The 23126-nt window shown below is 71.6% G+C and carries 21 protein-coding genes and 1 pseudogene; 15 read left to right on the top strand and 7 right to left on the bottom strand.

The annotated features are described in order from the left end of the window. Position 1: 1 nt before the first annotated feature. Positions 2-919 (bottom strand): diacylglycerol/lipid kinase family protein, encoded by a 918-nt coding sequence (locus ACI379_RS02400; protein ID WP_439790461.1) that lies wholly within the window; start codon positions 917-919, stop codon positions 2-4. Between the two features lie 129 nt (positions 920-1048). Here ACI379_RS02400 and ACI379_RS02395 point away from each other — a divergent pair, with 129 nt between their 5' ends. From ACI379_RS02395 to purB, 4 genes are all read left to right on the top strand, one after another. Beyond that, complete coding sequence (locus ACI379_RS02395; protein ID WP_439790460.1) at positions 1049-2335, top strand: adenylosuccinate synthase; 1287 nt, start codon at positions 1049-1051, stop codon at positions 2333-2335. Positions 2336-2549: 214 nt separating this feature from the next. Then, a complete protein-coding gene (locus tag ACI379_RS02390; RefSeq protein ID WP_439790459.1) occupies positions 2550-3359 on the top strand; it encodes an SDR family NAD(P)-dependent oxidoreductase in 810 nt (269 codons plus the stop codon). 11 nt (positions 3360-3370) lie between these two features. After that, the gene (gene purD / locus ACI379_RS02385; protein WP_439790458.1) at positions 3371-4654 is read left to right on the top strand and encodes a phosphoribosylamine--glycine ligase; all 1284 of its coding nucleotides are present in this window, start codon (positions 3371-3373) and stop codon (positions 4652-4654) included. 42 nt (positions 4655-4696) lie between these two features. Further along, positions 4697-6115 carry an adenylosuccinate lyase gene (gene purB / locus ACI379_RS02380; RefSeq protein ID WP_439790457.1) on the top strand — a complete coding sequence of 473 codons (1419 nt, stop codon included), beginning with the start codon at positions 4697-4699 and terminating at the stop codon, positions 6113-6115. A 69-nt stretch (positions 6116-6184) separates the two neighbouring features. Here the strand turns inward: purB and ACI379_RS02375 are convergent, their stop codons facing one another. Continuing rightward, a complete protein-coding gene (locus tag ACI379_RS02375) occupies positions 6185-6937 on the bottom strand; it encodes an Ig-like domain-containing protein (protein ID WP_439790456.1) in 753 nt (250 codons plus the stop codon). Between the two features lie 157 nt (positions 6938-7094). On the opposite strand from ACI379_RS02375, the gene ACI379_RS02370 reads away from it, so the two are divergent. After that, positions 7095-9020, top strand: coding sequence for a BCCT family transporter (locus ACI379_RS02370; RefSeq protein ID WP_439790455.1), 1926 nt, complete (start codon positions 7095-7097; stop codon positions 9018-9020). Between the two features lie 129 nt (positions 9021-9149). On the opposite strand, the gene ACI379_RS02365 is transcribed toward ACI379_RS02370, so the two are convergent. Continuing rightward, positions 9150-9458 carry an antibiotic biosynthesis monooxygenase family protein gene (locus ACI379_RS02365; protein WP_439790454.1) on the bottom strand — a complete coding sequence of 103 codons (309 nt, stop codon included), beginning with the start codon at positions 9456-9458 and terminating at the stop codon, positions 9150-9152. Positions 9459-9716: 258 nt separating this feature from the next. After that, positions 9717-11348, bottom strand: a complete 1632-nt coding sequence (locus tag ACI379_RS02360) for a hypothetical protein (RefSeq protein WP_439790453.1) — start codon at positions 11346-11348, stop codon at positions 9717-9719. 239 nt (positions 11349-11587) lie between these two features. Between ACI379_RS02360 and ACI379_RS02355 the strand changes: the two are divergent. The 10 genes and pseudogenes from ACI379_RS02355 to ACI379_RS02310 form a co-directional block, all read left to right on the top strand. Further along, a pseudogene (locus tag ACI379_RS02355) lies at positions 11588-12439 on the top strand (phosphoribosylaminoimidazolesuccinocarboxamide synthase); the annotation flags it as partial. A gap of 16 nt (positions 12440-12455) precedes the next feature. After that, positions 12456-13427: a peptidoglycan-binding domain-containing protein gene (locus tag ACI379_RS02350; protein ID WP_439790452.1), complete on the top strand. Its 972-nt coding sequence runs from the start codon at positions 12456-12458 to the stop codon at positions 13425-13427. Between the two features lie 90 nt (positions 13428-13517). Next, positions 13518-14510 carry an AsnC family transcriptional regulator gene (locus tag ACI379_RS02345; RefSeq protein WP_439790451.1) on the top strand — a complete coding sequence of 331 codons (993 nt, stop codon included), beginning with the start codon at positions 13518-13520 and terminating at the stop codon, positions 14508-14510. Positions 14511-14806: 296 nt separating this feature from the next. Then, the gene (locus tag ACI379_RS02340) at positions 14807-16357 is read left to right on the top strand and encodes a long-chain-fatty-acid--CoA ligase (protein ID WP_439790450.1); all 1551 of its coding nucleotides are present in this window, start codon (positions 14807-14809) and stop codon (positions 16355-16357) included. Positions 16358-16469: 112 nt separating this feature from the next. After that, entirely contained in the window at positions 16470-16655 is a 186-nt protein-coding gene (locus ACI379_RS02335; protein WP_439790449.1) for a hypothetical protein, read from the top strand. 131 nt (positions 16656-16786) lie between these two features. Further along, entirely contained in the window at positions 16787-17098 is a 312-nt protein-coding gene (locus ACI379_RS02330; RefSeq protein WP_439790448.1) for a hypothetical protein, read from the top strand. Then, positions 17098-18861, top strand: a complete 1764-nt coding sequence (locus tag ACI379_RS02325; RefSeq protein WP_439790447.1) for a M91 family zinc metallopeptidase — start codon at positions 17098-17100, stop codon at positions 18859-18861. Before ACI379_RS02330 ends, ACI379_RS02325 begins: the two co-directional genes overlap by 1 nt. Positions 18862-18927: 66 nt before the next feature. After that, positions 18928-19206, top strand: a complete 279-nt coding sequence (purS, locus tag ACI379_RS02320; protein ID WP_439790446.1) for a phosphoribosylformylglycinamidine synthase subunit PurS — start codon at positions 18928-18930, stop codon at positions 19204-19206. After that, a complete protein-coding gene (purQ, locus tag ACI379_RS02315; protein WP_439790445.1) occupies positions 19206-19874 on the top strand; it encodes a phosphoribosylformylglycinamidine synthase subunit PurQ in 669 nt (222 codons plus the stop codon). The genes purS and purQ overlap by 1 nt, the downstream gene beginning before the upstream one ends. A 27-nt stretch (positions 19875-19901) precedes the next feature. Further along, positions 19902-20345: a DUF3817 domain-containing protein gene (locus ACI379_RS02310; protein ID WP_439790444.1), complete on the top strand. Its 444-nt coding sequence runs from the start codon at positions 19902-19904 to the stop codon at positions 20343-20345. Between the two features lie 259 nt (positions 20346-20604). Here ACI379_RS02310 and ACI379_RS02305 read toward each other — a convergent pair whose 3' ends face one another. From ACI379_RS02305 to ACI379_RS02295, 3 genes are all read right to left on the bottom strand, one after another. Beyond that, positions 20605-22020 (bottom strand): glycoside hydrolase domain-containing protein, encoded by a 1416-nt coding sequence (locus ACI379_RS02305; RefSeq protein ID WP_439790443.1) that lies wholly within the window; start codon positions 22018-22020, stop codon positions 20605-20607. Between the two features lie 353 nt (positions 22021-22373). Next, complete coding sequence (locus ACI379_RS02300) at positions 22374-22796, bottom strand: hypothetical protein (protein WP_439790442.1); 423 nt, start codon at positions 22794-22796, stop codon at positions 22374-22376. After that, positions 22793-23126: hypothetical protein (locus ACI379_RS02295; RefSeq protein ID WP_439790441.1), on the bottom strand; the 334-nt coding region annotated here is incomplete at its 5' end. The genes ACI379_RS02300 and ACI379_RS02295, both read right to left, overlap by 4 nt.

Genomic DNA, 23126 nt, shown 5'->3' with positions numbered 1-23126 from the left:
CTCAGGCCGGGGGCAGGACCATCCGGTACGCGCCCGCGACGATCCGCCAGCTGCGGCTGCGCTCGGGGCCGTACAGCTCCCCGTCGGCGGAGACGTGGAACTCCTCGCCCGACACCGTCACCTCACGGCCACGCAGGTACAGCACGTCGTCGCGCTCGTGGTGGCGTCCCCGGGCCAGGTCGAGCACGTACCTGGCCTTGGCTCCGAGCGTGACCGAGCGGGAGACCATGACGTCGACCTTGCCGTCCTCGGGGTCGGCCTCCGGCGTCAGCTCGGCGCCCCCGCCCACGTTGGCCCCGTTGCCGATCGCGACCATCAGGACCGGCCTGCTGAACGGGTTGACCTCGGTCCCGTCGACCTCGACCCGCAGTCGCAGGGAGGGCGGGGAGAAGGCCGAGGTGAGCGTGCCGATCGGGTAGCCGAGCTTGCCGAGGTTGACCTTGCCGACGCCGATGGAGCCGAGCCGGTCCTTCCAGCGCTGGCCGCGCCGGCTGGCCAGCGCGCCCATCCCGACGTGCACGTTGTTGACCACGACCGAGCCGGTCTCGTCGACGATCAGGTCGACGGGGCGGGGTTCGCCGTCGAGGACGAGGCGGGCGGCCTCGACCGTGTCGAGCGGGATCTGGGCCGTACGGGCGAAGTCGTTGCCGGTGCCCAGCGGCAGCAGGGCGAGGACCTTGTCGCCGAGCTCGTTGCGCCGGTGCAGGGCGGCCACCACGGCGTGCAGGCTGCCGTCGCCGCCGGCCACGACGATGCGTCGCGAGGCGGCGCGCTGCAGGACGCCGTCGAGCTCGCCGGCGTTGGACGTGGCGGCGACCTCGACGTCGCAGCGCTCGCGCAGAACCTCCAGCGCGAGCTCGAGCGTCTCCTCGTCGGAGGTGCCGGCGGAGGCGTTGGTGATCACCAGAAGGGGGTCCACGACGTGGAATCCTAGACCCCGGAACGAGGTACGCCCTCTGGTAACGTGACGGCGCAAGAGCTCCGGTGCCTTGTGCCGGAGCTGTTTCGTTTTCGAGGGCCCCACGGCCCGTTCGTGAGGAGGGCTGAGATGCCCGCAATCGTCGTGCTCGGCGCCCAGTGGGGCGACGAGGGCAAGGGCAAGGCCACCGACCTGCTCGCCACCACCGACTCCATCGACTACGTCGTGCGCACGTCCGGCGGTCACAACGCCGGCCACACGATCGTGGTCAACGGCGAGAAGTACGCGACGCACCTGCTGCCCAGCGGCATCCTCACCCCCGGTGCCACCTCGGTCATCGCCAACGGCGTCGTCGTCTCGCCCGAGGCGCTCTTCCGCGAGCTCGACGGCCTCATCGAGCGCGGCGTGGAGGTGGCCGACCTCAAGGTGTCGGCCAACGCCCACGTGATCGCCAGCTACCACGCGACCATCGACAAGGTCTCCGAGCGCTTCCTGGGCAAGAACCAGATCGGCACCACCGGTCGCGGCATCGGCCCGGCGTACGCGGACAAGGTCAACCGGGTCGGCGTCCGCATCGCCGACCTGTTCGACGAGAAGATCCTGCGCCAGAAGATCGAGGCCGCGCTGGACGTCCGCAACCACCTGCTGACCAAGGTCTACAACCGTCGCGCCATCGAGGTCGACGCGGTGGTCGAGGAGCTGACCCAGTACGCGGACCGGCTGCGCCCGATGGTCTGCGACACCTCGCTGCTGCTCAACCAGGCGCTCGACGCCGGCCGTACGGTGCTCTTCGAGGGCGCCCAGGCGACCATGCTCGACGTCGACCACGGGACGTACCCGTTCGTCACCTCGTCCAACCCGGTCGCCGGCGGCGTCTGCGTGGGCGCCGGTGTCGGCCCCACCCGCATCGACCGCGTGATCGGCGTCATCAAGGCGTACACGACCCGCGTCGGCTCGGGCCCGTTCCCGACCGAGCTGTTCGACCAGGACGGCATCGACCTGCAGCGCATCGGCGGCGAGATCGGCGTCTCCACCGGCCGCACCCGCCGCTGCGGCTGGTACGACGCGGTCGTCGCGCGGTACGCCTCGCGCGTCAACGGCCTGACGGAGTTCTTCCTGACCAAGCTCGACGTGCTCGACAACTGGGACGAGATCCCGGTCTGCGTGGCGTACGAGATCGACGGCCAGCGCGTCGACGAGATGCCGATGACGCAGACCGAGTTCCACCACGCCAAGCCGGTCTACGAGGTCTTCCCCGGGTGGAAGACCGACATCTCGGGCTGCCGCTCCTTCGACGAGCTGCCCGCCAACGCCCAGTCGTACGTCAAGGCGCTGGAGGAGATGTCGGGCGCCAAGATCTGGGGCGTCGGTGTCGGGCCCGGCCGTGAGCAGACCGTGGTGGTCCACCCCTCCTGAGCCCGGGCGGTGGTACCCGCCTGTGGCCCGCCTTCCGCGCCCCTGTCCCGGCAACGCGCAGGTCTCTTGGTAACGCAGCTCTCCAAGTAACGCGCAGTTATCCGTACGAGGTGCACCGCATTGCCGTGCGCTGGTGCACATAACTGCGCGTTACTAAGGGCTGGGGTGGCTGCTCCCTTGCCAGACAGGTGAGGGCCACGCCACTCTGGCCCGCATGACCAGACACCTGTCCGGCAAGACCGTCGTCGTCACCGGGGGAGCGCGCGGCATCGGCGCCGCCACCGCCCAGCTCCTGGCCGCGGCCGGTGCCGACGTCGTGATCGGTGACCGCGAGGCTGACGCGCTGGCCGCGACGGCGGCACGCCTCGGCGTACGGCACCACGCCCTCGACGTGACCGACCCGGACCAATGGGCGGCGTTCGCGGCGTACGCGGGTGAGGTCGACGTCCTGGTCAACAACGCCGGGATCATGCCGGTGGGCCCGTTCCTGGCCGAGGACCACGACGTCACCCGCCGCATGTTCGAGGTCAACACGTACGGCCCCATGCACGGGGTGCGCGCGTTCGCGCCCGCCATGGTGGCGCGCGGCAGCGGCCACGTCGTCAACGTCGCCTCCGCGGTCGGCCGGGTCGCGCTGGCGGGTGGCGCGAGCTACAGCGCCTCCAAGCACGCGGTCGTCGGGTTCAGCGAGGCGCTGCGTGAGGAACTCGCCCCGCACGGCGTCGACGTCTCCATGGTGCTGCCGGTCATCGTCAAGACCGACCTCGCCGTCGGCGTCGCCCCGACGCGAGGGGTGCCCCAGCAGACCCCCGAGGCGGTGGCCCAGGTGATCGTCGACGTCATCGGCCGTCCCGTCCCCGAGGCGTGGGCCCCGCGCTGGGTGCAGCCGATCGCGAAGGTCTCCTCCGTGCTGCCGCGCAAGGTCTCGGCACTCGCCTCGCGGGCGCTCAAGGCCGACAGCGTGCTGAGCGCCGCGGATCCCGCCGCACGAGCGGCGTACGAGGAGACCGTCCGACGCGACTAGACTCGTCGCACGTGAAGACCCTCGTGATCGGTACCGGTGGACGCGAGCACGCCCTCGCGCTGGCTCTCTCCCGGGATCCGGAGGTCACCGAGGTCCACGCCGCCCCCGGCAACCCGGGCATCGGCGCGTTCGCCACGCTGCACCCGGTCGACATCATGGACGGCGCCGACGTCGCCGCTCTGGCGACCTCGATCGGCGCCGACCTCGTCGTCGTCGGGCCCGAGGCGCCGCTGGTGGCCGGTGTCGCCGAGACGGTCCGCGCAGCCGGGGTCGCCGTCTTCGGACCCGACACGGCCGCCGCCCAGCTCGAGGGTTCCAAGGCCTTCTCCAAGGAGGTCATGGCCGCCGCCGGCGTGCCGACCGCGGGCTCCCGGACCTGCTCCACCACCGAGGAGTACGAGGCCGCCCTGGACGCGTTCGGCGCCCCGTACGTGGTCAAGGACGACGCGCTGGCGGCCGGCAAGGGCGTCGTGGTCACCCTCGACCGCGCCGAGGCGCTGGCGCACGCGCAGGCCTGCGGCCGCGTGGTGGTGGAGGAGTTCCTCGACGGCCCCGAGGTGTCGCTCTTCGCGGTCTGCGACGGCACCACCGCGTACCCCCTCCAGCCCGCCCAGGACTTCAAGCGCATCCACGACGGCGGCAAGGGCCCCAACACCGGCGGCATGGGGTCGTACTCCCCGCTGCCCTGGGCGCCCGCCGACCTGCCGGCGAACGTCATGGAGTCCGTCGTCCAGCCGACCCTCGACGAGATGGCGCGCCGCGGCACCCCGTACGTCGGCTGCCTCTACGTCGGCCTCTCGCTCACCGCGGACGGTCCCAAGGTGATCGAGTTCAACGCCCGCTTCGGCGACCCCGACATCCAGCCCGTGCTGGCCGTGCTCACCTCCGGTCTGGGCGGGCTGCTGCACGCCGCCGCCACCGGACGGCTCTCCGAGGTCGACGCGCCCACCTTCTCCGACGGCGCCGCGGTGACGGTCGTCCTGGCGTCGGCCGGCTACCCCGAGTCGTCGTCCAAGGGTGACGTCATCACCGGCGTCGGTGCCGCCAACGGGGTGGCCGACGTCGACGTCATCCACGCCGGGACCGCGCTGGTGGACGACCCCGAGGGCCATCAGCTGGTCACCGCCGGGGGCCGGGTCCTGGCCGTCCGAGCAACCGGGTACGACGTTGCCGACGCCCGCGCCCGGGCGTACGCCGCGGCCGACCTGATCACCTTCGAGGGCCTGCAGCGGCGCTCGGACATCGCCGCCGAGCCGCTCGGCGTCGTCGAGGGCGCCTCCCTCACCCAGAACTGACTCCCACCCCTCCCGCCGCAGCACCCACCGAAGGATCCCGCCATGACCGTGCCCAACGTGCTGGCCACCCGCTACGCCGCCGCCGACCTCGCCGCGATCTGGTCGCCCGAGCACAAGATCGTCCTCGAGCGGCAGCTGTGGATCGCGGTGATGAAGGCGCAGAAGGACCTTGGCATCGAGATCCCCGACGGCGTCATCGAGGCGTACGAGGCCGTCGTCGACCAGGTCGACCTGGCCTCCATCGCCGCCCGTGAGCGGGTCACCCGCCACGACGTGAAGGCGCGCATCGAGGAGTTCTGCGCGCTGGCCGGTCACGAGCACATCCACAAGGGGATGACCAGCCGCGACCTGACCGAGAACGTCGAGCAGCTGCAGGTGCTCTCCAGCCTCGCCCTCGTGCGCGACCGCGCCGTCGCGACCCTGGCCCGCCTCGCGCGCCTGGCTGCCGAGCACGAGGCGACCGTGATGGCCGGCCGTTCGCACAACGTGGCCGCGCAGGCGACCACGCTCGGCAAGCGGTTCGCGACGGTGGCCGACGAGATGCTGGTGGGTCTGCAGCGCGTCGAGGAGCTGATCGCCCGCTACCCGCTGCGCGGCATCAAGGGCCCGGTCGGCACCGCCCAGGACATGCTCGACCTGCTCGACGGCGACGCCGACAAGCTTGCCGACCTCGAGGGCCGCGTGGCCGCCCACCTCGGCTTCGACAACGTGCTCACCTCGGTCGGCCAGGTGTACCCGCGCTCGCTCGACTTCGACGTGCTCTCCGCGCTGGTGCAGCTCACGGCCGGCCCCTCCAACCTGGCCACCACGATCCGCCTGATGGCCGGCATCGAGCTGGTCACCGAGGGCTTCAAGGAGGGCCAGGTCGGCTCGTCCGCGATGCCGCACAAGATGAACACCCGCTCGTGCGAGCGCGTCAACGGCCTCGCCGTCATCACCCGCGGCTACCTGTCGATGGTGGGCGAGCTCGCGGGCGACCAGTGGAACGAGGGCGACGTCTCCTGCTCCGTGGTCCGCCGCGTCGCGCTGCCGGACGCGTTCTTCGCCGTCGACGGTCTCTTCCAGACGTTCCTGACGGTGCTGGAGGAGTTCGGCGCGTTCCCGGCCGTCATCCAGCGCGAGCTCGACCGCTACCTGCCGTTCCTGGCCACCACCAAGGTGCTGATGAGCGCGGTGCGAAACGGTGTCGGTCGCGAGGCCGCGCACGAGGCGATCAAGGAGGCCGCCGTCGGCACCGCGCTGGCGATGCGCGCCGGCCAGGTCGAGAACGACGTCTTCGCCAAGCTGGCCGCCGACGAGCGCCTCGGGCTGACCCGCGACCAGATCGACGCGCTGGTGGCCGACCCGATCGAGTTCACCGGTGCCGCCGTCGCGCAGGTCCAGGCGGTCGTACGCCAGGTCGAGGCCGTGGCGGCACGCCACCCGCAGGCGGCCGCGTACGTCCCCGGCGACATCCTCTGACGCATCGCCCAGACGTGTGACGGCCCGGACCCCCGCGCGGGGGTCCGGGCCGTCACACGTCGGCGGCGCTCAGTGGCGCCGGGTCAGGGCCGTCGGCAGGGTCGAGTGCCACTGCGCGGCGGGGGACCGCAGCGGTGACCCGGTGAGGTACGGGCTGGGGCTGGGCGGCAGCGCCTTGACCCCCCGGGGCAGCTTGATCCCCTTCAGGTAGCCGATCTCGAGGTCGCCACGCCGTGAGACGGCGACCCAGACGATGGCGCGGCGCTTGACCCGCACCACCTTGGAGCTCCCCGCCGGGACACGGACGGTGCCGTCCGGGTTCCGCTTGGCGAGGTGCCCCCACTGGAACGTGAACGGGTAGCGGTTCCGGTTGACGACCTTGATCCGGCCCGGACGGTTCTTCAGCTTCTTGACGACCACCTTCATGGCGGGTCGCACGGGCGCGGCCGTGACGGTGACGGTCAGCGTGGCGGGTACGAGGGTCTCGAAGTCGCACGCGTAGTAGGTGAACTCGAAGATCCCCGTGGTCCCCGGTGCGGCCGACACGAAGACGGACGACTCACCGTTGATGGCCACGATCTGGGTGGGGTCGGGGCTGTCGCTGATCCGGCAGACGGCGAGCCGGTCGCCGTCGGGGTCGGAGTCGTTGGCCAGGACGTCGACGTCCACGTAGTCGCCGGCGACGACCGTGACCCTGTCGGGAAGGGCGACGGGCGGGCTGCCCGCGGCGTGCGCGGGCACGACGGTCGCGGTGGCGAGGAGTGCAGTGACGGCGACTGTGCTGCCGAGCAGGCGCGCGAGGGTGGATCGGGGTCCGGGCATGGGGCAGAGGGTACGGCCGCCGCAGCCCTCCGGTCCGGCGAACGCGGGTTCCCGCGGTGCCCTCGGTGTTTGAGGTCGCTGGGTGTCGGGTAGAAAGAATCCTTCGGACATTTTCTCAACGCACAGGAGGGGCCCCGGATGACGGGGCCATGCACGAATGGGCGACCAGACCGCACGACACGACCGGGCGCACCGGGACCTCCCGTACCGCAAGCGCCATCCCGCACTCGACTACCTGCCGATCGACGAGGCGGCACAGCAGGGGCGCTTCGATCCCGTCGTCTTTGGGGTGACCGCCGGCCTCGTGCTGGCGTTCATCGCGTGGGGCGCCCTCGACACCGACGGCCTGGCTTCGTGGACCGGTGACGCGCTGAACTGGGTCATCGCCAACACGGGGTGGCTCTTCGTCCTCGTGTCGAGCGGTTTCGTGGTGTTCGTGCTGTGGCTGGCGCTGGGCCGCTTCGGCACGATCCCGCTGGGCCGCGACGACGAGGAACCCGAGTTCCGCACGTCCTCCTGGGTGGCGATGATGTTCAGCGCCGGCATGGGCATCGGGCTGATGTTCTGGGGCGCCGCGGAGCCGCTGGGCTACTACAACGCGCCGATCCCGGGCACGGACCCCGACCACGCAGCCGAGATCGGCATGGCGCAGACGCTGTTCCACTGGACGCTGCACCCCTGGGCGATCTACTGCGTCGTCGGCCTGGCCGTCGCGTACGGGATGTACCGCAAGGGCCGCGTGCAGCTGATCAGTGCGGTCTTCCGGCCACTGCTGGGACGCGCGGTCGACGGCCCGGTCGGCAAGGTGATCGACATGCTCGCGATCTTCGCGACGCTCTTCGGCTCCGCCGCCTCGCTGGGTCTCGGCGCGCTGCAGATCGCCGAGGGGTACCGGATCGTCAGCGGCGCCGGGGCGGTCACCAACGCCTTCCTGGTGGTCCTGATCGCCGCCCTGACCGTCTGCTTCATCATCTCCGCCGTCTCGGGCGTCGCCCGCGGCATCCAGTACCTGTCGAACATCAACATGGTGCTGGCGCTCGTGCTGGCGGCGTTCGTCTTCCTGGTCGGACCGACCGTCTTCATCCTCAACATGGTGCCGACGTCGCTGGGCACGTACCTGCAGGAGCTGGGCACGATGGCCGGCCGTACGGGCGCTGAGGGCACCGAGGTGGCCGACTGGCTGGGCAGCTGGACGGTCTTCTACTGGGCGTGGTGGGTCAGCTGGACCCCGTTCGTGGGCATGTTCATCGCGCGCATCTCCCGCGGTCGTACGATCCGCCAGTTCGTCACCGGGGTGCTCCTGGTGCCGTCCGTGGTGAGCCTGCTCTGGTTCGCGATCTTCGGCGGCGCGGCGATCTTCGAGTCGTCGGGCGGTGCCGACCTGGGGGCGAACTCCACCCAGCAGCTCTTCGGCCTGCTCGACCAGTACCCGCTCGCGACCCTCACGAGCGTCCTCGTCATGGTCCTGGTCGCGATCTTCTTCGTCTCCGGCGCCGACGCGGCCTCCATCGTGATGGGGTCGCTGTCGGAGCGCGGCGCGATGGAGCCGAAGCGGCTCAACGTGGTCTTCTGGGGTGCGCTGACCGGGGCCGTGGCCGCGGTGATGCTGGTGATCGGCAACAGCGGCCCGAAGTCCGACGACGCCGGCAACGCCGCGCTCCAGGGGCTGCAGAACATCACGATCGTGGCGGCGCTGCCGTTCGTGCTGGTGATGATCGGCATCTGCGTGGCTCTCGTCCGGGACCTGCGCAACGACCCGCTGATGGTGCGCCGGGCGTACATGGTCGACCGCGTCGAGGCGGCGGTCGTGCAGGGCGTCACCGACCACGGGGACGAGTTCGCGCTGGCGATCGTCCACGACCACACCGGTACGACGTTGCCCGTCGTCACGGACGCCCGCGCGGCGACCGCCGCCGAGGCCGAGGCGGTCGCGACCGAGCCTGCGCCGGGTGCTGAGGCCGGGGCCGCGTCCGGGGACGGGGACGTGGCCGGCGACCCGGAGGTGGTCCCGCCGTCAGCCCCCGTGTGGCGGGCCGAGGACGGGTCGGAGAGTGAGCGTACGGAGGGCAGCCCCCGCGTTTGATGGGGGAAGTTTTACCTGTTGTGGGCGTTGCAACCCCCACAACGTGACGAAGTCCCCGCTCAGGCGGGGACTTCGTCATGATGTGGGGAACTCCGACAGGAGCCGCCCAAGCGCCCGGAGGACCTGACCTCAGGCCTCGGGCGCCACGTCCAGCACGACGTCGAACTCCAGCAGGTTCGCGCCGGTGGCCACGGGCTTGCCGTGGTTCCCGGCGTGGGCCGCGCGGGCGTCCCCGTCGCGCCAGGCGGCGAAGGACTCCTCGTCGGCCCAGTGGGTGACGACGAAGTAGCGGGTCTCGCCGGCGGTGGGGCGCAGCAGCTGGAACCCGAGGAAGCCGGGGGAGGAGCTGACCGATCCCGCGTTGGCCGCGAAGCGGCGCTCGAGCTCGGCGCCGGCCTGCGGCGGTACGTCGATGGCGTTGATCTTCACGATGGACATGCGTCCAGCGTAGGGAGCCGTCACGTACGTCGGCGAGGGGTCGTGGGGAAAGTGCGCACGCTCACGCCACCCGTCCACTCCCTCAAGATTGGCTCAAGAACACCGCAAGACGCGACGAGGTGTGGTGCGCGGTTCCTACCGTTGCCTCATCACCGGTCCCGTGGGGGGTCTCCGGTTGAGGGCTCCTTCGCCGCTCTGGCGAGGGGGCCCTCCCTCTTTTCGGCGACCTCCTCGTGCGAGGAGGTCGCCAGGGAGGGGTCAGCAGCCCGCGGTGCCCTTGATCACGTAGCCGCCGCCGTAGTAGCTGCCGATGTGGTTGCCCCACACGTTGAGGTCCACGGTCAGGCCGGCGCCGGTGCCGATCGCGGCCGCCGGGCCGCGGCCGCCGTTGTCGAGGTTGCCGCCCCACGCGTGCACGGTGCCGTCGGACTTGAGCACCATGTACGTGCCGTCGGAGGAGTACGTCTTGGTGATCCCGGTCAGTGCGGCGCCCGAGGTGATGTTGCCCGTACGGATCAGCTGCGGCGTCCACCAGGTGTTGTTGCCGAAGAACTCGGTGACCTGGCCGGCGGCGTCGATCCACAGGCCGCCGACGTACGGGCGGTCGGCCTTGTAGCCCCACATGGAGAACGAGGCGACGTCGCTGGCGCGCAGCTTCCAGGTCGTGCCGTCGCCGAACGCGGCGGCGAGGCTCCACAGCTCGCCGGTGCTGGTGAGCAGCATCGTGCCGGAGTCGCTGGTGACCATCTGGACCACGGAGCCTGTGATGGGCGGGGTGGTGGTCACGATGTCGGAGACCACGCCGGAGTTGTTGACCGACCAGGTGACCACGGACGAGCCGACGACGGCGGCCCCGCCGGCGCGGATCGTGCTGGTCGCGGTGCGGTGCGAGTACGTGCTCAGCTGCGAGGCGCCCGCGGTGCCGCTGACCAGGGTGGCGGCCACGGTCGTGCCGGAGGTCGCGTTGATCCAGCGGTAGACGCCGGAGGTGGTCAGCACGTAGCTGACGCCGTCCTCCGCGCGCACGTCCAGCACGGTGCCGCTGACCCCGTTGACCTTGGCCACGACGGGGGCGCCGCTGCCGGAGTTGTACCAGGAGTAGACGGACGCACCGGTGGTGCCGGCCGTGACGCCGCCGCTGGTGTTGTTGCCAGCGAGGATCGAGGTCCAGGTGTCGACGAGGGCCAGCCCGGTCAGGGGGCTCCCCGAGTACGCCAGGGTGGCCGGGGTGGCGGCGGTGCCGTTGGTGCCGGCGCCCCAGTAGCGGACCGTCCCGGCGTCGGTCAGCACGGCCGCCGTTGCGCCGCTGCTGTACCCGTTGGCTGCGGACTGGTCGCCGTAGATCGCGCCGGCCACCGCGTCGGTGATGCCGACGGCGGTCGTGGTGAACCCGGCGGTGGCGCTCGCGCTGGCGACCTGGCGGTTGAGCTGGACGACCGAGCCGGGGGCCGGGACGACGGTCACCGTCTGGCTGGCGGTCTCGCCGCGCCAGGTGGCGCTGATGCTGTACGTGCCGGCCGCACCCGTCGCGGAGAAGGCGGGGACCGTCACCGTGCCGGTGCCGTCGGTGGTGACCACGGCCGTACGGCTGCCGCCGGTGAAGACCAGACCCACCGGCAGGGTGATGGTGACGGCCTCGCCGGCGGGAGCGGGCATGCCGTCGACCTGGGCGCCGAACTGGAGACCGGTCTCGGCGCTCTGGCAGCGCTCGATGACCGGGGGCGTGCCCGGGTCGAGCGGGGTGATCGTGTACTCCGGGTCGGAGGCGGCGAACGCGGGCGCCCCCGAGACGAGGGTGACGGCCGGGACGGTCCAGACGGCGGCCTGGACGACCTTGCGTCGGTCGAGAGCGGGCGTGCGGGCAGGCTGGTTCGAGGTGTGCCCGGACATGGGTCCCCTTGGCGACGGTGTGCTGACGCGCCGGAGCACTCTTCAGACGGCCCCCACGGCCAAGCCCCCACGGCGAAGAACCCACGCTATGCCGGGTGCACTTGAATGTGCAATTACTCGCGGGTAACGTCCGGTCGCCGCCGGGTGGCCGTCCGCCACGCGCCCGCGCGGGGTGGCGGACGCCTGCCGCCGACTACCCTTGGCCCGTGCCCGAGATCGTGCTCCCGCCCGCCCCCGCCATCGAGGGGACCACCCACCTGCACACCGGCAAGGTGCGCGACCTCTACCGCATCGAGGTCGGCGAGCACGCGGGCAAGCTGCTGATGGTGGCCAGCGACCGCCTCTCCGCGTACGACTTCCTGCTGCAGCCCGACATCCCGGGCAAGGGGGAGATCCTCACCCGGATGTCCCTGTGGTGGTTCGACCAGCTGTCCGACCTGGTGCCCAACCACGTGGTCTCCACCGACGTCCCGGCGGCCGTGGCCGGCCGCGCCGTGATCTGCGAGCCGCTCGACATGTTCCCCGTCGAGTGCGTCGCCCGCGGCTACCTCACCGGGTCCGGGCTGACCGACTACCGCGCCAGCGGCGCCGTGTGCGGCAACCCGCTCCCGGACGGGCTGGAGGACGGCTCCCGCCTGCCGGCGCCGATCTTCACCCCCGCGACGAAGGCCGCCGTCGGGGACCACGACGAGAACGTCGACTTCGCCGCCGTCGTCTCGACCATCGGGGAGGCCGACGCGGTGACGCTCCGCGACCTCACCCTCGCGGTGTACTCCCGCGCGGAGCAGATCGCCCGCGAGCGCGGGATCGTCCTGGCCGACACCAAGTTCGAGTTCGGCCGTCGCGCGGACGGCACCGTCGTGCTCGGCGACGAGGTCCTCACGCCCGACTCCTCGCGCTTCTGGCCGGCCGACGAGTGGCAGCCCGGCCGCGCGCAGGCGTCGTACGACAAGCAGATCGTGCGCGACTGGCTCACCTCGCCCGCCTCCGGCTGGGACAAGGCGTCCGAGGCCCAGCCCCCGACGCTGCCCGACGAGGTCGTGGAACGGACCCGCAGCCGTTACGTCGAGGCGTACGAGCTGCTCACGGGCGAGACGTTCTGAGGCCATGACCCACCCGCCCGGCCCCGGTGGGGCGAGCCGTCCCGCGACCGCGGCGTTCTGCGGCGCCTGCGGCCAGCCCGGGGCCGGGATGCAGTACTGCACCCGCTGCGGCGCCTCCCTCCTGCTCGGCCCGGCGCCCACCCAGTTCCCGGTGCCGCCCGTCCAGCACCCGGCCCAGTACCCGCCGCCGGCTCCCTTCCAGGCGCCGGCCCGGCCTCCGGGCGGCCGCGGCGGCTCCGCCCTCCCGTGGATCGTCGGCGTGCTGTCCCTGGCCGTGATCGCGCTGGCCGCCACCGGCATCTGGCTGCGCACCGGCGGTGACGACGGCAACCCCTCGGGCCAGGGCGCCACCTCCGAGCCGACGCAGCCGGCCTCTCCCGGGTCCACGGACGAGCCGGTCGACGACCCGCTCGACCTGGGCCGTGGCCTGGTCAACCAGGACTGCACCGGCGAGTTCGTGGTGATGCTGGCCAGCTCTGGCGACCCGTCCGCGTACGCCTCCACGCTCGCGCCGGCCCTCGAGGCGGCCCCGGACGCCGCCTACCTGGTGACCGACGAGTCGTGCGGCTCGTTCAACCAGTCCGTGGACGGCAACCGGATCTACGCCGCCTACGAGGGCCCCTTCGACTCGCGTGCCGCCGCGTGCGCCGCCCGGTCGGCGTCGACCTTCCGCGGGGCGTACGTCCGCGAGCTCGACGCGTCGGTCACCGAGCGGGACGTCTGCGGCTGCGAGACCTCGGCCGGTGAGCCGGTGCTGAGCCGCCACGACCCCGCTGGCGAGGTGGCCCGTCAGTACGCCGTCACCGACGTCCAGGTGCTGCTCAAGAGGGCCGGGACCAAGGGCTCGGGTGTCCTCAACGGCACCTTCGACAAGGCCCTGCACCAGCTGGTGCGGCGGTTCCAGAAGGAGAACGGTCTCGAGGCCGACGGCGTCGTCGGCACGGACACCTGGACGGCGTTGCGCGCGTACTGCTGAGGCCTCCTGGCCTCAGGGCGCGGACCGTTGCATCCCGCTCAATGCCTGAAATCGGCAGACATGACGGGCTCTGTCTCTAGGATCCGTCACATGGCCTCCCCTTCTGCCTACGTACCGCCGACCCTGCTGAAGGAGGTGGACCTGGCCCTGGTCCACGCCCTGCAGGTGGACGCGCGGGCCCCGTGGGCGCGCATCGCGGACGTCGTCGGGGTGGACGCCGCCACGGTGGCACGTCGGTGGGCGGCGATCAGCGGCGAGGGGCTGGCCTGGTTCACGGTCTGGCCGACGCCGGAACGGCACGCGCCCCGCACCGACGCAGCGCTCGTACTGGTGCGCGGCCCGGTGGCCGACGACGACCTCGCCACGTGGTGCGCGACCCCGTGGGTGCACAGCGTCGAGCGCACCTCGGCGGGCGTCGTGGCGATCGCCCTGGGCCACGGGGGCCTCGCGGACTTCGACGAGCGTATCCGGCAGCTGTTCCAGGGGCCGGGGCTCGACCTCGACGTCGAGTACGCCGCCGCGGTGCCCCGCGAGGACTCGGCCTGGTGGCTGGGGGTGCTCTCGGCGCGACAGGTGCGCGACCTGACCGTACGTCCGCAGGCCGCCGGGCGGCCGCCGCAGGAGGACGTGGTGGCCGAGGTCGTCGCGCTGCTGACCCAGGACCCCCGGATGTCCTGGGGGCACGTCGCCACCGGGTTGGGTGTCTCGGAGGCCACTGCCCGACGCACCGTGGAGAGGGTCCTGGCGCACGGGCTGGTGCGGGTCGGCTGCGACGTGGCGATGCCCAGCGTGGGGCTCGGCCGGGGAGTGGTCGTACGTGCGCGGGCCGCGGACCCGACCGAGGCGACGGCGGTCGTCCTCTCCTCGCCGCAGGTGCACCGCGCGCTGCACCTGCTCGGCCCGGCGCCGGTGACCGTGAGCTGTCGCCTGTCCTGGCTCGCCGACCTGCCCGCCCTCGAACGGAGCTGGGGCGGCGCGGTGGAGGTCCTGGACCGGTGGACGGTGACGCGGGTCCTCAAGCGCAACGGTCACCTGCTCGCCGTGGACGGCCGGTCCACCGGGCGCGTCGACGTCGAGTGGTGACCCGGGCGCCTCGTGGTGGTGCCGGAGGTGCCCGACGCGATCCCTCCCAGTTTGTGACCGCGTCGGACACCCCCAGACAACTGGGACGGGGCCGGCATCCAGGGGGTGGGGGTGAGGCGCCGGCCGCACTACCCATGGAAAGAGGTTAAAGAGACAAGCAGGATCCCCGCCGACCTGAGCGATCTCGTACGAAGTGGCCCCCGCTGTGCGCGGTTCCGGCGTCACCGGGGCGCAGATGCCATGGTTTGGTCAGTCCGCCGGCGGGGCCGTCTGGAGTGGGGGACTAGATTGCCGCCATGACGAATCTCTCCGGACTTCTCACCGACTCCGCCCAGCGTTTCGGAGACCGCACCGCCATCGTGCTGGGGGACACGCGGCTGACGTACGCGCAGGTGGACCAGTTCGCCAACATGTGCGCCAACCTGCTCGTCCAGCGCGGCATCGGTCCCGGGGACAAGGTGGCGCTCAGCTGTCCCAACCTCCCGTACTTCTCGATCGTCTACTACGGGATCCTCAAGGCCGGTGCCACCGTGGTGCCGCTCAACATCCTGCTGAAGGGCCGCGAGGTCGCGTACCACCTCGCGGACTCCGACGCGAAGGCGTACTTCTGCTTCGAGGGCACCCCCGAGCTGCCGATCGGTCAGGCCGGACACGAGGGCTTCACCGCCACCGAGGGCTGTGAGCACTTCTTCGTCATCACCGCCGACCTCGCGGCCGCCTCCCCGATCGAGGGCACCGAGACGATGGCCCAGGCGATGGGCGCGCACCCGGCGACGTTCACCGACGTCGAGGTCGCCGACGACGACACCGCCGTCATCCTGTACACCTCCGGCACCACCGGACAGCCCAAGGGCGCCGAGCTCACCCACGCCAACATGCGCTCCAACGCGCTGACCTGCGCGGAGATGTTCGAGACCGACGTCGACAACCCGGACTCGGCGCTGTGCGTGCTGCCGCTGTTCCACTCCTTCGGCCAGACGGTCGTGCAGAACATGACGTTCGCGACCGGTGGCACCGTCGTGATGCTGCCGCGCTTCGAGGCCGAGCCGGCGCTGAAGCTCTTCGAGAAGGAGCAGATCACGCTCTTCGCGGGCGTGCCGACGATGTTCTGGGGACTCCTCGGCGCCCTCGACGACGCCGGTGTCGACGTCAAGGCGCTCGCGGAGCGTCTGCGGGTCGCCATCTCCGGCGGCGCCGCGCTGCCGGTCGAGGTGCACAAGGAGTTCGAGCGCCGCATGGGCGTGGTGATCCTCGAGGGGTACGGCCTCTCGGAGACGTCGCCGGTCGCCTCCTTCTCCGTCTTCGGCGAGCCCGCGCGCGTCGGCTCCATCGGTGTGCCGCTGGCGGGCGTGGAGATGAAGCTGATCAAGGACGACTGGACCGACGCGGCACCCGGCGAGGTCGGCGAGATCGCGATCAAGGGCCCCAACGTGATGAAGGGCTACCTGGGTCGTCCCGACGCGACGGCCGAGGCGATCCGCGACGGCTGGTTCCGCTCCGGTGACCTCGCGCGCACCGACGAGGACGGCTGGTACTACATCGTCGACCGGTCCAAGGACATGATCATCCGCGGCGGCTTCAACGTGTACCCGCGCGAGATCGAGGAGCTCTTCCTCACCCACCCGGCGGTCTCCCTGGTCGCCGTGATCGGGGTCCCGCACCCCAGCCACGGCGAGGAGATCAAGGCCGTCGTGATCCCCGCGGCCGGCACCACGACCACCGCCGAGGAGCTGCAGGCGTGGGGCAAGGAGCAGCTGGCTGCGTACAAGTACCCGCGCGTCGTGGAGTTCGTGGAGTCCATCCCCATGACCGCCACCGGCAAGATCCTCAAGCGCGAGCTGTCCTGAGGTCGTCGTCCGGGGCCCGTGTGCGCGCTGCGTACGCTGGCTCCGGACGACGCGCACGGCGTCGCCACGACCCCCGACCCGGCCCCGTGCCGCGGCCAGGGAGAGGAGCACCATGAAGTACGTCGGTCTGGCCCTGGGCATCGTGATGCTGCTCGGCGGCGGTCTGGTGACGCTGCAGGCCAACGGCGTGCTGGACGGCCCCTTCTCCGACGGCGGCAGCTGGGGCATCATCGGCGCCCTCGTCGCCGGGCTCGGTGTCGCTCTCGTCCTCACCGTGGTGCGCCCGGCCAACCGCTGACGCTCCCCCTCGGGCACTGGCTGTGGTTTGGGCCACACGCCCGCAGGGAACGAGTCCGTCCGGACAGTGCAGCTCGGGCGGCCGGTCGTACGGCCCACGCCCCTTCACGGACTCGGGGTCTGGCGATGGAGATGAGGACGGTTCCGCAGGAGCTGGTGGCGCTCGCCGCCGCCTGTGACGACGGCGCGGTGGCCTTGGAGGACGCGCAGATCCGGGCGGAGGAGTCGCTCGCCCTGCGCGGCACGCCGGCGGGCAACAGCCCCGGCGCGACGTCGTACGCGACGCTGCAGCAGCGGGCGCTGGAGTCGGCCGAGGGCGTCCTCGACCGGTTCGCGAGCGTGCTGACCACCGACATGGACGACCTGCACGAGACGGCGTTCGACTTCTCCACCACCGACGAGGTCGCCGCGGCCGGCTTCGCGGCGACCACGGGAGCCCTGTGATGGTGGCCGTGCGCGGGCCGTGGGAGCTGCGTGCCGACGTCGCCGCCCTCGACCGGGCCTCGCTGGGCTGGGAGCGGTTGGGCTCCTCGCTGAGCGCCGCCGGCAAGGACGTCGACGACGCCTCCACCGTCGCGCTCAAGCAGTGGACGGGTGCCAGCGCCCAGTCGTACGACACCCACCGCAGGAGCCTCGGGGCCGACGTCACCTCCGCCGCGGCCCAGGCCCGCAACGCGTCCTCGTCGCTGCGCAACGCCGCCGCTCAGGTGCGGGGTGCGCAGCAGGACCTCGACGGTTCGTGGGCCACTGTCGCCCACGTCCCGGTCTCGAGCGCGACCGAGTCGAGCGTGGTCTTCGCGCCGCGGGACGAGGCTGAGGAGGCGCTGGTGCGTACGGCCTCGACCCGCGCCACCGAGATCCGCTCCGCGCTGGACGCCGGACTCGCCAAGGACGGCGCGACGCTCAGCGCGGCGATCGCGGCCTGGGACCAGATCGCCGCAAGGTGGGCGTCGGTGGCCGACGGCTCCCGCAGCGCCTTCACCGTGCCCTCCGGTTCGCAGGGCGCACCCGGCGTCATCACCGTGGGCAACCTGACGGTCGTGACCGGCACCGACGGCGACGACACCATCACGGTGACCGTCGACGCGGCCGGCAACCGCGTCGTCACCGTCAACGGGGTGGCCCACACGATCCCGGCCGGCCAGGAGCTCGTGGTCCGCGGCGGACGGGGCAGCGACACTGTCACCGTGCCGACCGGCAACTCCGTCCACCTCACCCTGTCCGGTGGTGACGGGCTCGACCGGATCCACGGGGGCGACGGCGACGAGCGCATCCTGGGCGGCCGCGGCGACGACGAGATCGACGCCGGGGCAGGCGACGACCGGGTCCGTGGGGACGCCGGCCACGACTACCTCAACGGTCAGCGCGGCAACGACGAGCTGTTCGGCGGGGACGGGCGCGACACGCTCTACGGCCTCGAGGGCAACGACGCCCTCGTGGGCGGCGCCGAGCAGGACTACCTCGAGGGTGGCACGGGCAACGACGTGCTCTCCGGGGGCGCCGGCAACGACATCGGCTCCGGCGGCGACGGGGACGACCGGATCAACGGCGGTGCCGGGGACGATGTCTCGTACGCCGGTCGGGGTGCCGACTCCACCAGCGGTGGCAGCGGCACCGACACCGCCCACGACGAGGCGGCCGACGCCTCCTCGGGCGTCGAGCGGGCGGTCACGGTCGAGGTCGGGGACGGTGTCGGCGGCATCCGGATCGAGGGCAGCCCCGACTTCGTGCAGCGCGTCGAGGCCGACCTGCAGATGCTCGCCGCCAGCCCGCGCGGCCAGGAGATGATCGAGAACCTGCAGGGCCACGTGGCGACCGGGCCGGACACCCTGACGATCCGCGAGTACCACAACCCCGCGGACCCGGACAACAGCACCGCGTCGACCGACGGGACCAACTCGGTCATCAACTACAACACCCGGCTCGACAACTTCGGCGGGGCGCCGCCGGTGGTGGTCGTCTACCACGAGCTGGCCCACGTGTACGACTACATGAACGGCACGTTCGACTCGACGCCGTACGCGGGCAGCGACACCAACGACACCGGGATCCGGCAGGGGGAGCGGCAGGCGACCGGCCTGCCCATCGACCACGACCACCGTCCCGGCACGCCCGAGGTGATCGACCCCGACCACGACTACGGCCTCACCGAGAACGGTCTGCGCGACGAGCTGGGGCTCCCCAACCGCGACCACTACCGCTTCTGAGGGCGTACGGAGTCCGCCGGTGACGCGGTGGCGCGCAAGGTCACCGTTGACCCGTAGACTTCGGGCGTGCCGAAGTTCGTAGTGGACGTCATGCCCAAGCCCGAGATCCTCGACCCGCAGGGCAAGGCCGTGCTCGGGGCGCTGCCCCGGCTCGGGTTCTCCTCCGTGGTCGACGTGCGTCAGGGCAAGCGGTTCGAGCTCGAGGTCGAGGGCGAGGTGACTCCCGAGCTCCTCGCCGAGGTCGAGAAGATCGCCGAGACCCTGCTCTCGAACCCGGTCATCGAGGACTTCACGGTCCACGTCGAGGGCTCTGGCTCCGACGCGAGCGCGAAGCACCGCGCCTGATGCGCGTCGGGGTCGTCACCTTCCCGGGGACGCTCGACGACGTCGACGCGCGCCGTGCGGTGCGCATCGGCGGCAACGAGGCCGTGGCGCTGTGGCACGGCGACCACGACCTCCAGGGCGTCGACGCGGTCGTGCTGCCGGGCGGTTTCTCGTACGGCGACTACCTGCGCTGCGGTGCGATCTCGCGCTTCGCGCCGGTGATGACCGAGGTCATCGAGGCGGCCGGCAAGGGCATGCCCGTGCTGGGCATCTGCAACGGCTTCCAGATCCTCTGCGAGTCGCACCTGCTGCCGGGCGCGCTGATCCGCAACGACCACCGCAAGTTCGTCTGCCGCGACCAGCTGCTGCGCATCGAGAACAACGGCACCGCCTGGACCTCCTCGTACGCCGAGGGCCAGGAGATCCGCGTCGTCCTCAAGAACGGCGAGGGCAACTTCGTCGCCGACACCGAGACGCTCGACCGGCTCGAGGGTGAGGGCCGTGTCGTCGCCCGCTACCTCGAGGTCAACCCCAACGGCTCCGCGCGCGACATCGCCGGCATCACCAACGAGGCGGGCAACGTGGTCGGCCTCATGCCGCACCCCGAGCACGCCGTCGAGGACCTCACCGGTCCCGGCACCGACGGGCTGGGCTTCTTCACCAGCCTCGCCGAGCGCGTCTTCGCCTGACCGACCCTCCAGAGTCACGAGAACTTCATGAGTCCTGTTCGTCTGTTCCGTCTCGTCGCACGCGCCGAGGCGGTGACCTGGGCGCTCCTGCTGCTCGGGATGTTCCTCAAGTACGTCACCGGCACCACCGAGGTCGGTGTCACCATCGCCGGCCCCATCCACGGCGCCGTCTTCCTGGCGTACTGCGTGGTGACGACCTTCGTCGCCGTCGACCAGCGCTGGGGCTTCCGCCGCTGGCTGGGCGGCGTGCTCACCTCCGTGCCGCCGTTCCTGACGGTCTGGTTCGAGTCGTACGCCGAGAAGCGCGGCCTCGTCACCGACACCTGGCGCCTCGGCTCCGAGCCGGCCTCCGGCCCGCTCGAGCAGGCCGCCGCCCTCGTCATCCGCAAGCCGTGGCAGGGTGCCGCGGTCGGCGTGGTCCTCGTGGGGGTGCTCTTCGCCGGCGCCCTGGTGGTCGGTCCGCCGGTCTGAGGTCCGGCCGGTTGGCCCGTCGACCCCAACTGGGCCCCTCTCCCAGCGACCCCAAGTTGGGTCAATCGCCCCACTTTGGGGTCACTCGGAGAGGCGGCAGCTGGGTTGGGGTCACCCGGAGAGGTTTCGGGACCCTGGTGCCCTCTCCCACCGACCCCAACTGGGCCCCTCTCCCAGCGACCCCAAGTTGGGTCAATCGCCCCACTTTGGGGTCACTCGGAGAGGTGGCCGCTGGTCGGGACGCCGCCCGGCGTACGCCTCAGCGCACCCCGCGCCCCAGCGTGCTCCAGGTCTGCGCCGTACCCACGCCGCCGGCCACCAGCTTGTTCCGCTTCTGGTACGCGACGACCGCAGCCTCGGTGGCGGCGTCGAAGACGCCCGTACGCGGCAGCTTCACGGCGCCGGTCGCGTTGAGCGCGCGCTGCAGGCGGTAGACGGTCTGACCGGTCGAGCCGCGCTTGATGACGTCGTTGCCGGTACCGGCCAGCAGCGACACCCAGTGCTGGTTGGTGAAGGTGGTCGTGGCGGCGAAGCCGCGGGAGGCCTGCCAGGCCATGACGGCCTTCTGCGTCCGCAGGTTGTACCCGCCGGTGATCCGCCCGGTGTGGTGGCCGGTCTCGCGCAGCAGGCACTGCAGAGCCTTGACCTGGCCGGCGCGCTTGGTGCCGGGGGCGAGGGTGCTGTACGTGGCGAAGCCGACCTTCACGCCGTCGCACAGCCGCGCGCCGCCGCCGGTGGAGCCGGTGCCGAGGTCGAGGTAGTTGCTGTCGATGTTGATCGTGACGCCGCCCCACTTCTCGTTGTGGCCGCCGCGGTACTGCTTCATCCGGCCGCCGGGGTTCCAGCCGTCGTCGGAGATGTACGAGGTGGAGGTGTTGGCGACGCCGTCCCAGCGCGCGATCCAGATGCGGTCGGGGAGGTTGTACACGCCCGGGCTCTTGCGGCGGGCGTCGTCGAGCATCTTGATGCCGGAGCTGGCCGAGGAGTAGAAGCCGGCGACGTACCCGAGCGCCTTGGCGCGCGTCACCCACGCGTGGGTGAACCGGAGCGCGGACTCGCGGCAGTGGGTCTTCGACATGTCGAAGCCCTCGAGGTCGTACCAGATGGTGCTGCCCTGCCCGATGCCGAGCGCGGCCGCGTCGGCCACGTTCTTGCTGGCCTCCTGGCGCCCCATCTTGCGCGCCTTGGCGTAGTTGTTCGCCGGGTCGGGGGAGATCGAGAAGTCGTCGGAGTAGCGGGGGAACCGTGACAGGCAGGACGCCTGCGGGCCCAGCGCGATCGGCAGCAGTCGCCAGCCGGCGGCGACCTGGTTCTGCACCCACGTGGTGGTCAGGTTCGGCTGGTTGCGGCAGGCGCGGGAGTCGCCGGAGATGTAGATGCCGACCGCCGTGAACGGGGAGTGTGCCCGCCACGCGTCCATCGCCGACTGGGTGGGCGTGAGGCACTGGTCGAAGCCGTACCCGGTGAAGTTGCCCGGGGTCGCTGCCACGATCTGCGCGGCGCTCGCCTTCCGCGCCGCCTTGACCGGCGCGAGTGCGTCGTCGTCCCCGCCGGACGGCAGCCCGAGTGCGCTGACCACCCCGACCGCGGCGACGAGTGCCGTTCCGGCGGCCAGGGTACGCAGCGCGGTGCGCCGCAGGTGGGCGCGCAGGGGACGTCGGGGAAGGTCACGCATGGGTGGCTCCAGCGGGCGAAGAGTACGGGGAAGGGGCGCCCAGCCCGGGGGCGCCGAAGCACTCTAATCACACAAGTCACACGCGTAACAGGGCCTTGGTTGAACTACAGATTTGTAATTCTCGCGGTACGGCCGGAGTTGCGCCGGACGTCGCTGGCTGGCCCCGCGCAGGCGTCATACAAACGCTCCCGGCGTACGCCCTGCGTCAGGCGGAACCGCACCAATAGGTCGCGTTGTGCATGACGCGGGCAGGCCCGGGGAGGCGTACGCATGACGCAGGCCGCCCCGGGGAGGCGTACGTATGACGCAGGCCAGCCGGGGAGGCGTACGCATGACGCACCCCGGCGCGTGCCTCACTCCGTGCTGAAGTCCCGCCCCACCTCGTCGACCAGCGGGTTGCCCTTGGCCTCCTCCTCGTCGAGGAGGTCCTCGAAGGCCAGCGCCAGGTCGTCCTTGTGCTCCTCGACCAGCGCGGTCAGGTGCCCCTGGAAGAGCGACGCGTTGGGGGAGAGGCCGGCGAAGACCGCCTCCCAGGTGTCCTCGCCGTCCTTGATCTTGCCGACGAGCTCCTTCATCTGGGAGCCGAGCTCGCCGGAGGAAGCCTGGTCCTCCAGCGCCTTGCGCTCGTCGTCGGTGAGCAGCGGACGGGAGTTCATCTCGTCGAGCGTCTCCTGCAGGTCTGCCTGGAGGACCTGCAGGTCCGCGGCGGCCGACTGGAACGCCGCGAGGAGCTCGGCCTCGCTGCCGGGCAGGGGGGTGGCGGGCTGCTCGTTCACGCGGTCGCCATCCCGGTGCCTCCGAAGACCGGCGTACGCACGGAGTCGGGCGAGCTGATCACGGTCGCCGCGGTGCCGGTGCCGGTGGGGGCGTCGGGCGTCGACTCGGGCAGCTTGCCGGTGTCGAAGAAGGTCTTGATCATCTCGATGTACTGGCCGAGGGTCTTGAGCAGGCTGATGAACTGCTTGATGACCTTGAAGGCCTTCATGATCGCCTGGAACGCCTGGAAGATCGCCTGCACCACGCGCGCCCAGCCGACGCCGGGGATGCTCATCGTGGCCAGGGCCGAGGAGACGGCCTGCACGGCCGACGTGATCCACCCCACCACC

The organism is Nocardioides sp. (genome assembly GCF_051876515.1).
GTDB lineage: Bacteria > Actinomycetota > Actinomycetes > Propionibacteriales > Nocardioidaceae > Nocardioides.
The sequence above is the reverse complement of the archived record's forward strand: the minus strand, read 5'-3'. Positions and strand labels throughout refer to the sequence as shown.

Bases quoted from the DNA above. Each gene is read 5' to 3' on its own strand.
- ACI379_RS02360 (WP_439790453.1), bottom strand. From the start codon at position 11,348: ATGTCCGGGCACACCTCGAACCAGCCTGCCCGCACGCCCGCTCTCGAC.
- ACI379_RS02335 (WP_439790449.1), top strand. From the start codon at position 16,470: ATGAAGTACGTCGGTCTGGCCCTGGGCATCGTGATGCTGCTCGGCGGC.
- ACI379_RS02365 (WP_439790454.1), bottom strand. From the start codon at position 9,458: ATGTCCATCGTGAAGATCAACGCCATCGACGTACCGCCGCAGGCCGGC.
- ACI379_RS02395 (WP_439790460.1), top strand. From the start codon at position 1,049: ATGCCCGCAATCGTCGTGCTCGGCGCCCAGTGGGGCGACGAGGGCAAG.
- ACI379_RS02345 (WP_439790451.1), top strand. From the start codon at position 13,518: ATGGCCTCCCCTTCTGCCTACGTACCGCCGACCCTGCTGAAGGAGGTG.
- ACI379_RS02350 (WP_439790452.1), top strand. From the start codon at position 12,456: ATGACCCACCCGCCCGGCCCCGGTGGGGCGAGCCGTCCCGCGACCGCG.
- ACI379_RS02390 (WP_439790459.1), top strand. From the start codon at position 2,550: ATGACCAGACACCTGTCCGGCAAGACCGTCGTCGTCACCGGGGGAGCG.
- ACI379_RS02330 (WP_439790448.1), top strand. From the start codon at position 16,787: ATGAGGACGGTTCCGCAGGAGCTGGTGGCGCTCGCCGCCGCCTGTGAC.
- ACI379_RS02305 (WP_439790443.1), bottom strand. From the start codon at position 22,020: ATGCGTGACCTTCCCCGACGTCCCCTGCGCGCCCACCTGCGGCGCACC.
- ACI379_RS02325 (WP_439790447.1), top strand. From the start codon at position 17,098: ATGGTGGCCGTGCGCGGGCCGTGGGAGCTGCGTGCCGACGTCGCCGCC.
- purB (WP_439790457.1), top strand. From the start codon at position 4,697: ATGACCGTGCCCAACGTGCTGGCCACCCGCTACGCCGCCGCCGACCTC.
- ACI379_RS02340 (WP_439790450.1), top strand. From the start codon at position 14,807: ATGACGAATCTCTCCGGACTTCTCACCGACTCCGCCCAGCGTTTCGGA.
- ACI379_RS02370 (WP_439790455.1), top strand. From the start codon at position 7,095: ATGGGCGACCAGACCGCACGACACGACCGGGCGCACCGGGACCTCCCG.
- ACI379_RS02310 (WP_439790444.1), top strand. From the start codon at position 19,902: ATGAGTCCTGTTCGTCTGTTCCGTCTCGTCGCACGCGCCGAGGCGGTG.
- purQ (WP_439790445.1), top strand. From the start codon at position 19,206: ATGCGCGTCGGGGTCGTCACCTTCCCGGGGACGCTCGACGACGTCGAC.
- ACI379_RS02375 (WP_439790456.1), bottom strand. From the start codon at position 6,937: ATGCCCGGACCCCGATCCACCCTCGCGCGCCTGCTCGGCAGCACAGTC.